Source organism: Stenotrophomonas sp. S49 (genome assembly GCF_016624905.1).
Lineage (GTDB): Bacteria > Pseudomonadota > Gammaproteobacteria > Xanthomonadales > Xanthomonadaceae > Stenotrophomonas.
Genome location: NZ_JACVUD010000104.1, coordinates 1 through 14,205, shown reverse-complemented (window position 1 = coordinate 14,205; position 14,205 = coordinate 1). Strand labels below are relative to the sequence as shown.

The window sequence follows — 14,205 nt, the reverse complement described above, 5'->3', positions numbered from 1 at the left end:
GGACGTACTTGCGGCGTCCCCGCACTCCGACACCGCCCCGCCACCCCACGGATAGCCCGCTTTTGCAGTTGCTTCAGTCGAGCACGGCTCGACGCTTCGGCGGGTGCAGGGCGCAGCCCTGCCAACTACAACCACCGCCCCTGCACGACCACGCGCCGTTCCACCGGTACGCCGGCCACCGCCGCCGGGCCGTGGTCCGCACGCACTGCCACGAAGGTCGCCGGCAGCCCTTCGTCAATGCCGTACTGCTGCAACCCGATCGCCTGCGCGGCATGGGTGGTCACCATGTCCAGTGCCAGATCCAGATCGGCATCGGTGTAGAACCCTGAGCGGTAACCCAGCAGCATCGCCCGCTGCAGCAGGTCACCGTTACCGTACGGCCACCAGCAATCGCGGATGTTGTCGTTCCCGGCAAACACCCGCACCCCGGCGTCATGCAGCGCACGCAACGGCGGGAACGGGTGGTCGCCCGGGGCGTTGCTCATGATCGCCACACCCGCACGGGCCAGCGCCTCGCCCACCTGCAATGCACGCGCCAGCGGTACTTCGCCCAGCGCGTAGGCATGGCTGACCGCCACCCGGCCCTGCAGCCCAGCCGCCTGGGTGCGCGCGGCAATCCGCAGCAACTGCGCCAGTCCGGTTTCGCCCGGCTCATGCAGATGGATGTCCAGGCGCACGGCATGGCGCTCGGCCAGGCCGAACAACAGGGCAAGCTGTCCGTCCGCATCACCGTCCAGCGTGGTCGGATCGATGCCGCCCAGCACCTGCACGCCAGCGTCCAGGGCCTGCCGCAGCACCTCGGCGGTGCCCGGGCAGGACATTACCCCGGCCTGGGGAAACGCCACCAGCTGGATCTGCATGATGTCCGCGCAACGCTCGGCGGCCTCGCGTACCGCCTGCAGATGCTGCAGGCCGGTACTGGCATCAATGTCCACATGGCAGCGCATGGCCACGGTGCCGAAGGCACTGCATTGGCGGATCAGCGCCTCGGCACGCTCGACCATGGGCGCGGCCGTGGCGACGGCGGCCTTTTCCACGGCCAGGCGCTCGCGCAGGCTGGCCACCGACTGGTGCGGGTGCCAGCGGTCACCGACGAAGCTCTTGTCCAGATGGATATGGCCATCGACCAGCCCCGGCAGCACGGTGAACCCGGCCAGATTGACGTTTTCCGCCCCTTCCGCCGCGCCGCCCGCTGCGTTGATCGCCTGCAACTGGCCGTCACGGATGTGGAAGTGCAGTGGCGCCCCGTGGCGGTCCACGCCACCATGAACGAACTGAAGGGTCATGGATTACTCCGCAAGGCAGACAAGGGGCCCATCGTGCGCCCCCTCGCTGCCATCGGCCAACGAAATATGGCGATGCCACACATTCACCAGAGCGATGCGTCCGCCTCGTCGCCACGCTGCCCCCCCCCCCTGAACAGGTAACATAGCGCTCTGTTCCCGCTGTAGATGCCGCATGGGCCCGTCCGACCGCCACGATCGTCTTCGCCGCTGGCAGGCCGCGTCCCTGTTGGCCGCTGCCCCGATCGCCAGCCTGTCCGCCAGCGATGCTGCGGCCACCACGCCGCCGCCCACGCCGCCCGGCCAGCAGCGCGTCGCCGCCGCCGTGCTGGTGGAACGCCTGCACCAGCGGGTGCTCAGTGGCCAGAGCGCCACCGCCACCCTGGAAAGCTGGTGTGCCGAGCACGGCCTGGCCGAGCAGGCGCGGGTGCGCGCGGTACGCGTGCGTGGCCAGGACAAGGTCGCCCCGGCCGATGTGCTGCACGCGCTGGGTGCAACCGATGGCAGCGCCGTGCACTACCGTCGCGTGCAGCTGGTCTGCGGCAGCCGTGTGCTGTCCGAGGCCGACAACTGGTACCTGCCTGCGCGCCTCAGCGCGGCGATGAACCAGGTGCTCGACAACACCGACGAGCCCTTCGGCCGCGTGGTCGGGCCGCTCGGGTTCCAGCGCCAGACCCTGGCCGACCAGACGTTCTGGCCGCCACGTGGCGAAGGCAACCAGGGGGTGATCCTGGAAGTGCGTGCCCTGCTGCGCGACCGCGAGCAGCAGCCTTTCAGCTATGTGATCGAATCCTACGGGGTCGCTGCGTTGCCCTAGCGCACTGGGCGCCTTCACGCGCTTTGCAACGTATTCGATGGTTTCTGCCGGGCCGGCAGGTCACCGTCGAATGCATGTGTACCGAACCCCTTCCCTCTCCCATTCCCGCACTGCACCCGGTCCTGCGCCGGCACCTGCTGCATCTGTCCCACGGCGGCGTGATCGTGCGCCCGCTGCACCGCAATGACCTGAACGAGTGGCTGGGTCTGTGCGTGACACGCCGCGCGCGGCACGGCTTCAGCTGCCGCCCGGATGCTGATGTACAACTGCTGATCGGCGTGCAGCGTTCACGCCTGCAGTTCGACAACGATCAACTGCTGCTGGGCGTGTTCGACGCCAGCAGCCGCCGCCTGGTGGATCAACTGGGCGTACGCCTGCAGTCCACCCAGGCGCGCAGCGCCGAACTGCACCCGCTCTGCCAGGGCCCGTGGCGCGGTGCCGAGCGCCTGCGCGACACGCTGCACGCGCTATGCCCGTTCCTGTTCGAACAGGTGGGCCTGCACCGCCTGTACGTGCTGCTGCCGGCACGGACCCCAGCGGCCATCGCATCGGCCTGGACCGAAGCGGGCTTCGCCCACGAGGGCGTGCTGCGCGGCCAGCACTTCGACGGCCAGCACTGGCAGGATCGCCACCTGCACGCGCTGACCGCGCCGGAATGGCGCCGCCGACAGGACGAGTTGGGCTAGCGCACCCGCTCCAGCGCCTGGCCGGCGCCGGTCAGTACCGAACACGCATGGTCCTGCAGTTCCTCGGCGCTGGCCTCGTTGCCGCTGGCCGGATCCACCCGGGTCGCCAGCAGCACGAAACCGGGCGTGCCCTGCACGTTCTGCCGGCCCGCCACCAGCAAGCTCCACTGGCCGACATCGCCCACGCCGCTCAGCTCATGGGCCAGCAGGTTCAGCGGATTGGCGGTCAGTTCGGCACCGGGCAGCAGGCGCGCCTGGTACTGGTGGCCGCGCAAGGGCACAGGCAGCGGCGCCCATCGGGTTCCCAGCGCAGCGGCGTGCGCGTCCAGCGCCTGCAGTACATCGGCGCGCAGGCAATCCACATGGATATGCAGCTGGTGCTGTGAACGCCCGTGCGGCGAATTCAGCGCCAGGCTGGCCACTTCGCGCGGCAGGGCCTGGCCCAGTGCCTGTTCGCTGTGTCCGCGGGCCCGCCAGGCCGCGGCGAAATAGTTGGGCACACCGCGCCGGTACAGCGCCGGGCTTTCAATGCCGCTCACCTTGTCCAGCGGCATCAGCAGGAACTGGTAATCGCCGTGGGTATCCTTCACCAGCACGTCGCGCCGGTCGGCGCCCGCTTCCACCTGCAGGCAGCTTCCCTGCGGCCCCTGCTCGCTCAGGCAGTCACGCTGGATGACCCGCCACAGCGCATCGGAGTGGGCGGGCGGCGGCGTGGTGGCACAGCCGGCCACGCAGGCAAGGGACAACAGCAGCAACGAACGGGTGAACACGGCGGGTTCCGTACAGGCGGACCGCCATTCTACCGGCTGCCGGCAACGCCTCAGTAGGTGCCGAACGGCACTTCGATCCGCAGCGGCGTACCGGCAGGCAGCAACTGCAGCGTGTAACGGTCCAGCGCGCCTTCCTCATCGGCCTGTGGCAGACGCTGGAACTTCAGCTGGTACTGCGCCTGGCCCCAGCGCACGGTCGCGCCCGCATCATCCACCGCGGCACCTTCGGGAAGCAGCAGGCCACCCAGATCGCTGTACGCGCCGGGCACGTCGGCGAAGCGGTAGTCAATCAGCTCGTCCACCCGCTGCATGGCATACACGTGCGGGACATACGGCCGTGCGGCGCTGTGCAGATTGCTCAGATCGGCCACCCATACCGCAGGCAGGTGGTACTGCTCGCGCAGTGCACTGACCCCCAGCGATGGACTGGCCACCTGCAGGCAGCACACCGTGCGCCGGCCCTCACGGTCCAGGATCGCGAACCGGTCGCCGCGGGTGGCCGCCTGCGGCAGCATGGCAAAGGCGAGGTTGCGCTGCGCCGGCTCGTAGCCGGTCTCGGTCTGCAGGTTGCGCCAAGCGCCGAACGGAGCGCCATCGGCCGCCGGGACCGGGTCGGCCTGCGCCCGGGCGAGCACCGCCGTGCACAGGCACAGCACGCCTGCCAGGATCTGCGCCGGGTGGAACCTGCCTGCCTTCATCTGCGATCACACGCCTGTCGATACAGCGGCCACTATGCAGCGTGGCGCCGCCAGCGGCAATGATCGCACCGCTCCCGGCCGCACGGCGGCGGTGCTATGGTGCAGCCAATCCCCTGCGCAGGAGCGCCCGCATGACCGCCATCCGCCTGTCCCTGCTGCTGCCCGCCTCGGCCCTGCTGCTGTCGGCCTGTGTCAGCACGCCCGGCCCGCAGGTAAGCGGCAGCGGCCAATGCAACGCCAGCGCACTGGGCTGGGCCGTCGGACAGCCGGCCGACGAAGCCAACATGCGGCGCCTGTCACGCGAGAGCGGCGCCGGCCTGGTCAACCCGATCGGGCCGAACACGATCACCACCAAGGACATCCGCCCCGACCGCCTGCGCGTGTACGTGGACAAGGACAACATCATCACTGCCGCCCGTTGCGAATAACCCCGGGCGTGCCCAACGGCCCGCGCCCCGGCATTTCGTAGAGTCGAGCTTGCTCGACTGCCCTGGCCCCGGCATGTCGTAGAGTGGGGGGGGGGGGGGGGGGGGGGGGGGGGGGGGGGGGGGCGGGCCGCCCCCCCCCCCCCCCCCCCCCTGCGCCCCCCCCCCCCCCCCCCCCCCCCGACTCTACCGATCCGTGTAACCCGAACAATCGGGCAATGCCTGGTCCGGCTGGTATGCACCCGCTCTGAAGTGGAACATGCCTGCATAGGTGCATGCCGGGTCCTGCTCGGTCCGCAGGTCCTTCCTGGTCAGTGGCGCCCTGGCCAGTGAATCTTCGTTTCGCGAAACACCGGCCGGAAAACGCGTGGCCACGGTCTGGTAACGCAGCACCGGCATGCCCGTGGCAGCGGCATCCAGCGAAAGCCGTGCCGAGAATCCATAGGTGTCCTGGCACGCACCGGCGCGCCGCTTCACGTCCTGCTCGCCGAAGCAGGCCCGGATCTCCGCCTCGCCCGTCCACGCCAGGCCCAGCACCGCATCGTCGATCTGGATGCCGTCGTCCAGGTGCCGCACGCGTGCCAACTGCAGGCGCGACGTCTCGGCACCGCCGCCGGAATACATCGTGCTGACCTTGCTGATGCCGCCCACCAGCACATTCTGCCGCGCGCGCTGCTGCGGATCGGCTACCGTCTGGTCGGCGCCCACGTCCGGCGCCAGCCGCACAATCCACGGCCATACGGACAGTTCGCCGTCCGGCGGAACGTCGATGCTCACGTGGTACGCCTGCGGCTGGCCCTCGCCGGCCACCGTCTCCAGCACTTCCAACACGCTCGGCCGCTCGCCGTCACCGGATGCGGGCAGCACGCGCACGCACCAGGCACCATCATCGGTACAGTCGTACAAGCCGGACGGTCCGCCGCGCTCATCCACGCGCAGCACCTGGCCCAAGGGCTCCATCACGTTGCCAGCGGCATCGCGCTGCTGCGGAAGAATCGATCCCTGCGCCAGCGCCAGTACCGGGCTGGCCAGCAGCAGAGCGGCCAGCGCCGTTCGGGACATCGGGGTGTGCATCATCGCTCCTGCGCATCCGCGCATCCATGCCGAACCCGCATGATAGTAGAGTCGAGGGGGGGGGGGGGGGGGGGGGGGGGGGGGGCGGCGGGCGCGTGGGCGCTAGGGCTTTGTTTCTGCCCCCAACCCTCGGCTCTACCGAAGCTGGGCAATCGCACCCGCCCCACCCCTTCGCTTTCGAGGTATGGCCGATGCCGGGGTTGAACGTATTGCTCGGATCCAGCGACCGGTAGAACGCCGCCAGCGCCGGCTTGGCCGGGTACAGATGGCCCACGTTGTGCTCGGCCGGATACTCCGCACCGCGCTGATCCAGCAGTGCCCACATCGCATGTTCGATCGCCATCGGGTCTTCACCCTTGCGTGCGATGTAGTCCTGGTGGAAGACGTGGCACAGGAAGTGGCCGTAGTAGAGCTTGTGCAGCAGCCGCCCGTCGATATCCGCCGGCAGGGATTCGAACCACTCGGCGTCATCCCGGCGCAGCGCGATATCCAGCGCCACGATGTCCTGCACCTGCGCGCGATGCACTTCGCGGTAGCGCACCGCGGCACCGGCCACCGCGAACCGGTGCAGGAAAGCCTTGCGCCCTTCTTCCGCCGTGCAGCGGAAGAAGCCACCCTCATGGTTGGCGAAGCATTCGCGCAGCCACCGCTCGGTCTCGGCCGCATCCTGCGCGGAGACCTTCAACAGCAGATGATGCTCAAAGCGCTGGCGGAACTCGCCCATGCGCGGCGGCAGGTGCGAAGGCAGCAGCGCGGTCAACGCCTGCATCACCCGGTCAGTCACGCCGCGCAGCCCGACGCGCTCGAACCAGCCGTCCACGCGGCTCTTCAATGCGAATGCGGCCGGCACGCGGGCGGTGCCCAGGCGGTCGATCAGCAGGAAGGTGTCCTTGCCGTAACGTTCGCCGATGTCATACGCATCGCGGTGGATGTACTCCCCTGCGATCGGCAACCGCTCGAAGCCGGTCAGCAGCTGGCGGCGGATGGCGGTGAGCGTGGCGGTGTGGTTGCTGCCGATGTAGAACACTTCGGCCGCTTCTTTCTCGAACGTGTCCAGGCGCACGGCGAAGACCGCCAGCTTGCCAGCAGAGCCGGCGGCCTCGAAATGGCGGCCGGGGTCGGCATTGAAGCGTGCCGGCGTATCGGCATCGACCTGGCGCACGTCGTCGCTGTAGCGCTGATCGGACGCGGCGCGCCCATCGCCATCGCCCACGTCGGCCGCACTGTACTGCCCGTCCTGCAGGCGCTGCAGGATCTGCTCGGGGCTATCGCCCAGGGCGATGCCCAGGTGGTTGACCAGTTGCAGCCGGCCCTGCGCATCGACCTGCGCATACAGCGCCAGCTCGGTGTAGGCCGGGCCACGGCGCACCAGGGCGCCGCCGGAGTTGTTGCAGACCCCGCCCAGCACCGAGGCACCAATGCAGGACGAACCGATCACCGAATGCGGCTCGCGGCCCAGCGGCGCCAACGTCTGTTCGAGGCGGTCCAGGGTGGCACCGGGCAGGCACAGTACCTGGCGGCCTTCGTTCAACAGCTGGATGCCGGTCAGCCGCAACGTGCTGACCAGCACGATCGGGCGCCCATAGTCGTTGCCATCCGGGGTCGATCCGCCGGTCAGGCCAGTGTTGGCCGCCTGCAGGATGATCGCCGCGCCGCCCTGCACGGCGGCCTGCAGCACGTGCCACAGCTCCAGCAGGGTACCGGGGCGCACCACCGCCAGCACCGGGCCTTCACCGAAGCGGTAGCCGCGGCGGAAACGGCGGGTGGCCTTGTCGCCGGTCAGTACATGGCGTCGGCCGACCGCCTGGCGCAGCTGCTGCAGCACCGCGTCCTCGCCGCTCACGGCAGCCTCACCAGTGAATCGCGGCCGATATCGGCAATGCGCCGCGCGCCGGTCAACGTCATCGCCACCCGCATTTCCTTGGCAATCAGGTCCAGCAGGTTGGCCACGCCGGCCTCGCCCTGGGCCGCCAGCGCGTAGACGAAGGCGCGCCCCAGCAACACTGTGTCGGCGCCCAGCGCCAGCATCCGCACCACGTCCAGGCCATTGCGGATACCCGAATCGGCGAGGATCTTCAGATCGCCCTGCACCGCATCGGCAATGGCCGGCAGCGCCCGCGCGGTGGACAGCACACCATCGAGCTGGCGGCCACCGTGGTTGGACACCACGATGCCATCGGCACCGAACTTCACTGCATCCCGCGCATCGTCCGGGTCGAGGATGCCCTTGATCACCATCGGCCCCTTCCAGAACTCGCGGATCCATTCCAGGTCCTTCCAGGAAATGGACGGATCGAAGTTGCTGCCGAGCCAACCGATGTAGTCCGCCAACCCTGTCGGATGGCCGCGGTAGGCGGAAATATTGCCCAGGTCGTGCGGGCGGCCGAACAGACCGACATCCCACGCCCAGTGCGGATGGGTGATGGCCTGGCCGATGCGACGCAGCGGCGCATTGGCCCCGCTCATGCCCGAGTGCGCGTCACGATAGCGCGCGCCGGGCACCGGCATGTCCACGGTGAACACCAGGGTGGTCACTCCGGCGGCCTGCGCCCGCTCCAGCGCGTTGCGCATGAAGCCACGGTCGCGCAGCACGTACAGCTGGAACCACATCGGGCGCTGGATGGCCGGCGCCACTTCCTCGATCGGGCACACCGACACCGTGGACAGGGTGAACGGAATGCCGCGACTGTCGGCGGCGCGTGCCGCCTGCACTTCGCCGCGGCGTGCATACATGCCGGTCAGGCCGACCGGCGCCAGCGCCACCGGCATCGCCAGTTTCTCGGCGAACAGTTCGGTTTCCAGGCTCAGGTCGGACATGTTGCGCAGGATGCGCTGGCGCAGCGCGATGTCGGACAGATCGGAAACGTTGCGCTTCAGCGTGTGCTCGGCATACGCGCCGCCATCGATGTAATGGAACAGGAACGGCGGCAGCCGGCGTTGCGCGGCGGCACGGTAATCGGTGGAGGCGGAAATGATCATGGGGTCAACCGGAAGTAGTCAGCCGTGCGGGGACGGCAGGCGCGAGGCCCGTGCACGCCGGGCCTCGTTGTCATCGAGCGTGCGCAGCGTGGTGTGCACGAATTCAAGGTGGGCATGCGCGGCCGCGCGCGCACGCTCGGGGTCACCGGCCAGCACCGCATCCATCATTTCCCGATGCTGGTCGGACAGAGGCGAGAAGGTGCGGGCAGAGGTGTACAGCTTCTCGCGGCTTTGCGAGATGTTGGTCTGCAGCAGTTCGAACAGGCCACGCATCACCTGCAGCAGCACCAGGTTGTGCGACGCCTCGGCAATGGACAGATGGAACGCAGCATCGGCCTGCGCTTCACCGGCGGGGTCATCCTTGCCGTGCGCGTCCATCATGGTCTGGAACGCGGCGGCGATGCGCGTGCGGTCCTCATCGGTCGCGCGCAATGCGGCGTGCCAGGCCGTGGCGCCTTCCAGTGCGTGGCGGATTTCCAGCACGTCGAAACGGTATTCCGGGTCGCCCTGGAACAGCGGCAGGTACGGCGCCAGCGGTTCATCCAGCGTCTGCCGCGCACGTGCTGCCGGTGCGGCCACGAAGGTGCCGCCACCCACACGGGCGGTCAGCAGGCCCTGGCTGGCCAGCTGCGCAATGGCCTCGCGCAGCGCCGTGCGCGATACCCCCAGCTGCACCGCCAGGGCGCGCTCGGCCGGCAGCCGGTCGCCCGGCTGCAGCTGCTGTTCCTGCACCAGCGCGCGCAGCTGCGCGGCCACCTTGTCCGAAACCCGTTGCATGCTCATGGCGCCATTGTCACCCGAACCACACCAGGCTGGAGAAGCAGAGCGGCCATGGCTCAGGGAATCATCCAGGTCAGCCAGTAGGCCTGGGCCAAGGTGATCAGGCCGACCATCGTGGTGAAGATCAGGCTGTGCTTGACGGTGAAGCGGAACAGGTCCGATTCCTTGCCGGCCAGGCCCACCGCCGCACAGGCAATGGCAATGGACTGCGGGGAAATCATCTTGCCGGTCACACCGCCAGTGGTGTTGGCCGCCACCAGCAGCACATCGGACACGCCGATCTGCTGGGCGGTGGTGGCCTGCAAGGCAGAGAACAGCGCGTTCGAAGAGGTGTCCGAACCGGTCAGGAACACGCCCAGCCAGCCGAGGAACGGCGAGAAGAACGGGAACGCATCACCGGTGTGGGCAAGCGCCAGCGCCAGGGTGGCCGACAGCCCCGAGTAATTGGCGATGAAGGCAAAGGCCAGCACCATGCCGATGGAATAGATCGGCACGCGCAGCTCGCGCACGGTTTCGCCGAAGGTCTGCAGCGCAGCCTTGGCCGGCATGCGCAGGGCGATGATGGCGATCACTGCGGCCAGGATGATGGCGGTACCCGTGGCCGAGAACCAGTCGAACTTGTAGACCGCTTCGTAGCTGAGCGGCGCGGGCACGATCGGCGGCATCTTCTGCACCATCTGGTCCAGCCCCGGCACCGGAATCTTCAGCACCCAGCCTTGCAGCGCACCGCCGGCGGCGAACAACGCCTTGAACGGCTTGATGCTCCACAGGGTGACCATTGCCGTAAGGATCAGGAACGGCGACCACGCCTTGGCAATCTGGCCGACGCTATGGCGCGGTGCCTCCAGCGCCTGTGCAGCGGCCTGCGCACTGGTTTCGGTATCGAAACGGAAGATACGCACCGGCTTCCAGCGGCGCAGGAACAGGGTCAGGCAGACCAGCGAGGCCAGCGAGGCGGTGATGTCCGGCAGTTCCGGGCCAATGAAGTTGGAGGTCAGGTACTGGGCGATGGCGAAGGAACCTCCGCCCACCAGCACCGCCGGCCAGGTTTCCTTGATGCCAGGCCAGCCATCCATGATCGCCATGATCCAGAACAGCACGATGATGGTCAGGAACGGCAGCTGGCGCCCGGCCATCTGGCCGATCTCGAACGCGTCCAGGCCGGTCACCTGCCCCGCGACGATGATCGGAATGCCCATGGCACCGAACGCAACCGGTGCGGTGTTGACGATCAGGCACAGGCCGGCCGCATACAACGGCTTGAAGCCCAGGCCGACCAGCAGCGCGGCGGTGATCGCCACGGGAGCGCCGAACCCGGCGGCGCCTTCCAGGAACGCACCGAAGGCAAAGCCGACCATCAACATCTGCAGGCGCTGGTCTTCGGTAACCGAAAGGATGGAGGCGCGGATGATGTCGAACTGCCCGGTCTTGACCGAGACCTTGTACAGGAACACCGCGCCGATGATGATCCAGGCGATCGGCCACAGGCCGTAGACAAAGCCATAGCCGGCCGCGCCCAGCGCCTGCGCCAGCGGCATGCGGTAGAACAGCAGGGCCACGCCGAGCGCGATGGCCACGGTGATCGTGCCGGCCAGCCAGCCCTTCATGCGCAGCACGGCCAGGGCGACGAAGAAGAAGGCGATCGGCAGCATCGCGATCAGGCTGGACAACCACAGGTTGCCGGCGGGGTCGTACAGGTGTTGCCAGGGCTGCATGGAAAATCTCGGCGTTGACGGGGAACCCACCGCGGTGGGGCGGTCCGTGGCGCGCGAATATTGGTCGTACCATTATTCGCAACAAATGCACCACTGGTGGCGGATTGAACCGCCATTCCCGCTAGGCGCCTATTAGACCATAGCGTTAGCTGTGGTTTATTGGTATGACCATTACGAGAAAGGGTCAGAGCCCCTGCGGGGATCTGACCCTGGTCGCGGCGGGGTCGGATCCCCGCAGGGGCTCCGACCCCACCCCAGCACTCACAGCTTCTTCTCCACCCGCCGAATCACCGCCAGCACCAGCAGACACAGCACGCTCACTCCCATCGCGATCACGTACTTGCCAATGCCCACGGCAATGCCGATGGCGGCGGCCATCACAAGAGAACTGGCGGTCGTCAGCCCACTGACCTGGTCTTCGCGGTTACCGCGCAGAATGGTGCCGGCGGCAACGAACCCCACGCAGGCCACCACGGCCTCGATCAGGCGCACCGGATCGACCTGCAGCAGGTCGCGGTAACGCTCCTGCTGGAAATGTTCGGCCACCGAATCGCCCAGGCCGACGATCAGCGCCGCCGCACCTGCAATCAGCATGTGTGTGCGCAGGCCCGCAGCATGTTTGCCCATCTCGCGCTCGACGCCCAGCACGCCGCCAAACAACATGGCGGCGGCAACGCGCAGCAGGATGGATACGTCCTGGGTGATCTCCATCGGCAGGCTCCGGGATTTTCCCGGAGCGTCGCGCGCCGCGCGTGGCACCAAAGTGAAGGCGCCCGCACGGCCGTTTCACCCGGTAGCGCCTGGCGTGGCCCGGCGGCACCGCACCTCAGCGCATTACTGCGCCAGGTAACCGCCATCGATCGCGTAGTAGGTGCCCGTCGCGAACGAGGCATCATTGCTGGCCAGCCAGGCCACCAACGCAGCGACCTCGTCCGGCTTGCCCAGTCGCTTCAGGGCATGCTTGGCTTCCAGCGTGGCACGCGCGTTGGCATCCATCTTGTCCAGCAGCGGCGTGGCAATGAAGCCCGGACCGACAGCGTTGATGCGGATGCCGTCGGCAGCATGTTCCCAGGCGGCCGTCTGGGTCAGGCCCACCACACCGTGCTTGGCCGCCACGTACGCGGTGGAACCGGCAAAGCCCACCTGGCCCAGGATCGAGGCCATGTTGATGATGCTGCCGCCCTTGCCCGCCGCGCGCATCGCCTGGATCTGCGCGCGCTGGCACAGGAACACGCTGGTCAGGTTCACATCCACCACGCGCTTCCAGCCATCAACCGGGTAATCGCCACTGCTGGCCGCAGGGCCGCCGATACCGGCATTGTTCACCGCGATATCCAGCCCGCCCAGTTCGTTCACCGTGCGCTGCACGGCCGCTCCCACCGCGGCCTCATCGGTGACATCCAGGGCGATGCCGATCGCCTCGGCGCCCTTGGCCTTCAACGACTGCACCGTCGCGCCCACTGCATCCTGCTTCAGGTCCCACACCGAAATGCGTGCGCCCGATGCAGCCAGCAGCTCGGCCACGGCCAGGCCAATGCCGGAAACGCCGCCGGTAACAATGGCGGTCTTTCCGCCCAGCTGATAATCAATCATCTGTGTACTCCACGTGATGGGAATCGATGCGGGCCTGCCCGCCTGCTCTCGAATCTACGCCGCAACGTGTTACGTAAACGGAACGCGGCGCATCCGCACCACGCAACGATCCTTCCCATCGCTGCAACGCGCGCGGCCCTATGCTCATCCACACCTCCCCCGATGCATGGACCCCCTGATGAGTGCCGAATCCCGCGTGTTGTTCACGCCCACCCGCCTGGGTGACATCGCCGTTGCCAACCGCATCGCCATGGCCCCGCTCACCCGCAACCGCGCGCTGCCCGATCGCGTGCCGTCGCCGCTGGCGGTCACCTACTACCAGCAGCGGGCCAGCGCCGGCCTGATCATTGCCGAAGCCACCCAGATCAGCCCACTTGGCCAGGGCTACCTGGATACCCCCGGCATCTACAGCGCCGAACAGGTTGCGGCATGGAAATCCATCACCGATGCGGTGCACGCAGAAGGCGGCCGCATCGTGCTGCAGTTGTGGCATGTGGGCCGCATCTCGCACATCAGCCTGCTGCCGGAAGGCGAAGTGCCGGTGGCACCCAGCGCGATCCGCGCCAACGGCAAAACCTTCACCGCCAACGGCTTCGAGGATGTGTCCGCGCCGCGCGCACTGGCCATCGAGGAAATTCCGGCGCTGATCGAGGACTACCGCATCGCCGCGCGCAACGCCATCGCGGCGGGCTTTGATGGCGTGGAAGTCCATGCAGCCAACGGCTACCTGATCGATCAGTTCCTGCGCGATGGCAGCAACCAGCGCAGCGATGCCTACGGCGGCAGCATCGAAAACCGCACGCGCCTGCTGTTTGAAGTAACCAGTGCCGTGGCCGAGGCCATCGGCGCCGCCCGCACCGGTGTGCGCCTGTCGCCGGTCACCCCGGTCAACGATGCCCACGACAGCGACCCGCAGCCGCTGTTCAACCGCGCAGTGGAACGGCTGGACGGCATTGACGGACTGGCCTTCATCCACGTGATCGAAGGCGCAACCGGCGGTGACCGGGACAACATCGCGTTCGACTACGCCGCGCTGCGTACCCGCTTCCGCGGCCCGTGGATCGCCAACAACGGCTATGACGTGGACAGTGCCGAGCACGCCGTCGCCAGCGGCTACGCCGACATGGTCGCCTTCGGTCGTGCGTTCATCGCCAACCCCGATCTGGTTGCACGCCTGCGCAGCGGCGCGGCCCTGGCCGAGCTGGACCCGGCCACGCTGTATGGCGGCGGCGAGCACGGCTACACCGATTACCCCGCCTTGGGCGCGTAAGCCCCGCACCCGCCGGGCCGCATCCGCCGGGCATGGCCCGGCGCTACCACCGGCTCATCTACGGGTAGCGCCGGGCCATGCCCCGCGGCACCCCCCCCCCGCCACCATTCCCCGG

General features: G+C 68.2%; 13 protein-coding genes and 1 pseudogene. 4 read left to right on the top strand and 10 right to left on the bottom strand.

What is annotated here, in order from left to right; translation table 11 throughout:
* Nucleotides 1-125 precede the first annotated feature (125 nt).
* Nucleotides 126-1,286 (bottom strand): amidohydrolase family protein, encoded by a 1,161-nt coding sequence (locus IAE58_RS17480; RefSeq protein WP_199934600.1) that lies wholly within the window; start codon nt 1,284-1,286, stop codon nt 126-128.
* A gap of 172 nt (nt 1,287-1,458) precedes the next feature.
* Between IAE58_RS17480 and IAE58_RS17475 the strand changes: the two genes are divergently transcribed.
* Entirely contained in the window at nt 1,459-2,100 is a 642-nt protein-coding gene (locus IAE58_RS17475; protein ID WP_199934601.1) for a hypothetical protein, read from the top strand.
* A 74-nt stretch (nt 2,101-2,174) separates the two neighbouring features.
* Nucleotides 2,175-2,786: a GNAT family protein gene (locus IAE58_RS17470; protein WP_199934602.1), complete on the top strand. Its 612-nt coding sequence runs from the start codon at nt 2,175-2,177 to the stop codon at nt 2,784-2,786.
* Here the strand turns inward: IAE58_RS17470 and IAE58_RS17465 are convergent.
* Both IAE58_RS17465 and IAE58_RS17460 read right to left on the bottom strand, forming a co-directional pair.
* Nucleotides 2,783-3,556, bottom strand: a complete 774-nt coding sequence (locus IAE58_RS17465) for a CDP-diacylglycerol diphosphatase (RefSeq protein WP_199934603.1) — start codon at nt 3,554-3,556, stop codon at nt 2,783-2,785. The genes IAE58_RS17470 and IAE58_RS17465 overlap by 4 nt on opposite strands.
* A 50-nt stretch (nt 3,557-3,606) precedes the next feature.
* A complete protein-coding gene (locus tag IAE58_RS17460; protein ID WP_233615057.1) occupies nt 3,607-4,254 on the bottom strand; it encodes a decarboxylase in 648 nt (215 codons plus the stop codon).
* A 131-nt stretch (nt 4,255-4,385) separates the two neighbouring features.
* Between IAE58_RS17460 and IAE58_RS17455 the strand changes: the two genes are divergently transcribed.
* A complete protein-coding gene (locus tag IAE58_RS17455) occupies nt 4,386-4,682 on the top strand; it encodes an I78 family peptidase inhibitor (protein ID WP_108753333.1) in 297 nt (98 codons plus the stop codon).
* Nucleotides 4,683-4,865: 183 nt separating this feature from the next.
* Here the strand turns inward: IAE58_RS17455 and IAE58_RS17450 are convergent, their stop codons facing one another.
* The 7 genes and pseudogenes from IAE58_RS17450 to IAE58_RS17420 all read right to left on the bottom strand — a co-directional run bounded on the left by IAE58_RS17450 (nt 4,866) and on the right by IAE58_RS17420 (nt 12,820).
* Entirely contained in the window at nt 4,866-5,753 is an 888-nt protein-coding gene (locus IAE58_RS17450; RefSeq protein ID WP_199934800.1) for a hypothetical protein, read from the bottom strand.
* 148 nt (nt 5,754-5,901) lie between these two features.
* A pseudogene (gene dld / locus IAE58_RS17445) lies at nt 5,902-7,596 on the bottom strand (D-lactate dehydrogenase); the annotation flags it as partial.
* Nucleotides 7,593-8,732 carry an FMN-dependent L-lactate dehydrogenase LldD gene (lldD, locus tag IAE58_RS17440; RefSeq protein ID WP_199934605.1) on the bottom strand — a complete coding sequence of 380 codons (1,140 nt, stop codon included), beginning with the start codon at nt 8,730-8,732 and terminating at the stop codon, nt 7,593-7,595. The gene lldD and the pseudogene dld, both read right to left, overlap by 4 nt.
* An 18-nt stretch (nt 8,733-8,750) precedes the next feature.
* Nucleotides 8,751-9,515 (bottom strand): transcriptional regulator LldR, encoded by a 765-nt coding sequence (gene lldR, locus IAE58_RS17435; RefSeq protein WP_108756421.1) that lies wholly within the window; start codon nt 9,513-9,515, stop codon nt 8,751-8,753.
* A 53-nt stretch (nt 9,516-9,568) separates the two neighbouring features.
* Nucleotides 9,569-11,227, bottom strand: coding sequence for an L-lactate permease (lldP, locus tag IAE58_RS17430; protein WP_199934606.1), 1,659 nt, complete (start codon nt 11,225-11,227; stop codon nt 9,569-9,571).
* A 261-nt stretch (nt 11,228-11,488) separates the two neighbouring features.
* A complete protein-coding gene (locus tag IAE58_RS17425) occupies nt 11,489-11,938 on the bottom strand; it encodes an MgtC/SapB family protein (RefSeq protein ID WP_108749869.1) in 450 nt (149 codons plus the stop codon).
* A gap of 123 nt (nt 11,939-12,061) precedes the next feature.
* Nucleotides 12,062-12,820 (bottom strand): SDR family NAD(P)-dependent oxidoreductase, encoded by a 759-nt coding sequence (locus tag IAE58_RS17420; RefSeq protein ID WP_199934785.1) that lies wholly within the window; start codon nt 12,818-12,820, stop codon nt 12,062-12,064.
* Between the two features lie 166 nt (nt 12,821-12,986).
* Here IAE58_RS17420 and IAE58_RS17415 point away from each other — a divergent pair, with 166 nt between their 5' ends.
* A complete protein-coding gene (locus IAE58_RS17415) occupies nt 12,987-14,090 on the top strand; it encodes an alkene reductase (protein WP_325166868.1) in 1,104 nt (367 codons plus the stop codon).
* Nucleotides 14,091-14,205: the final 115 nt, after the last annotated feature.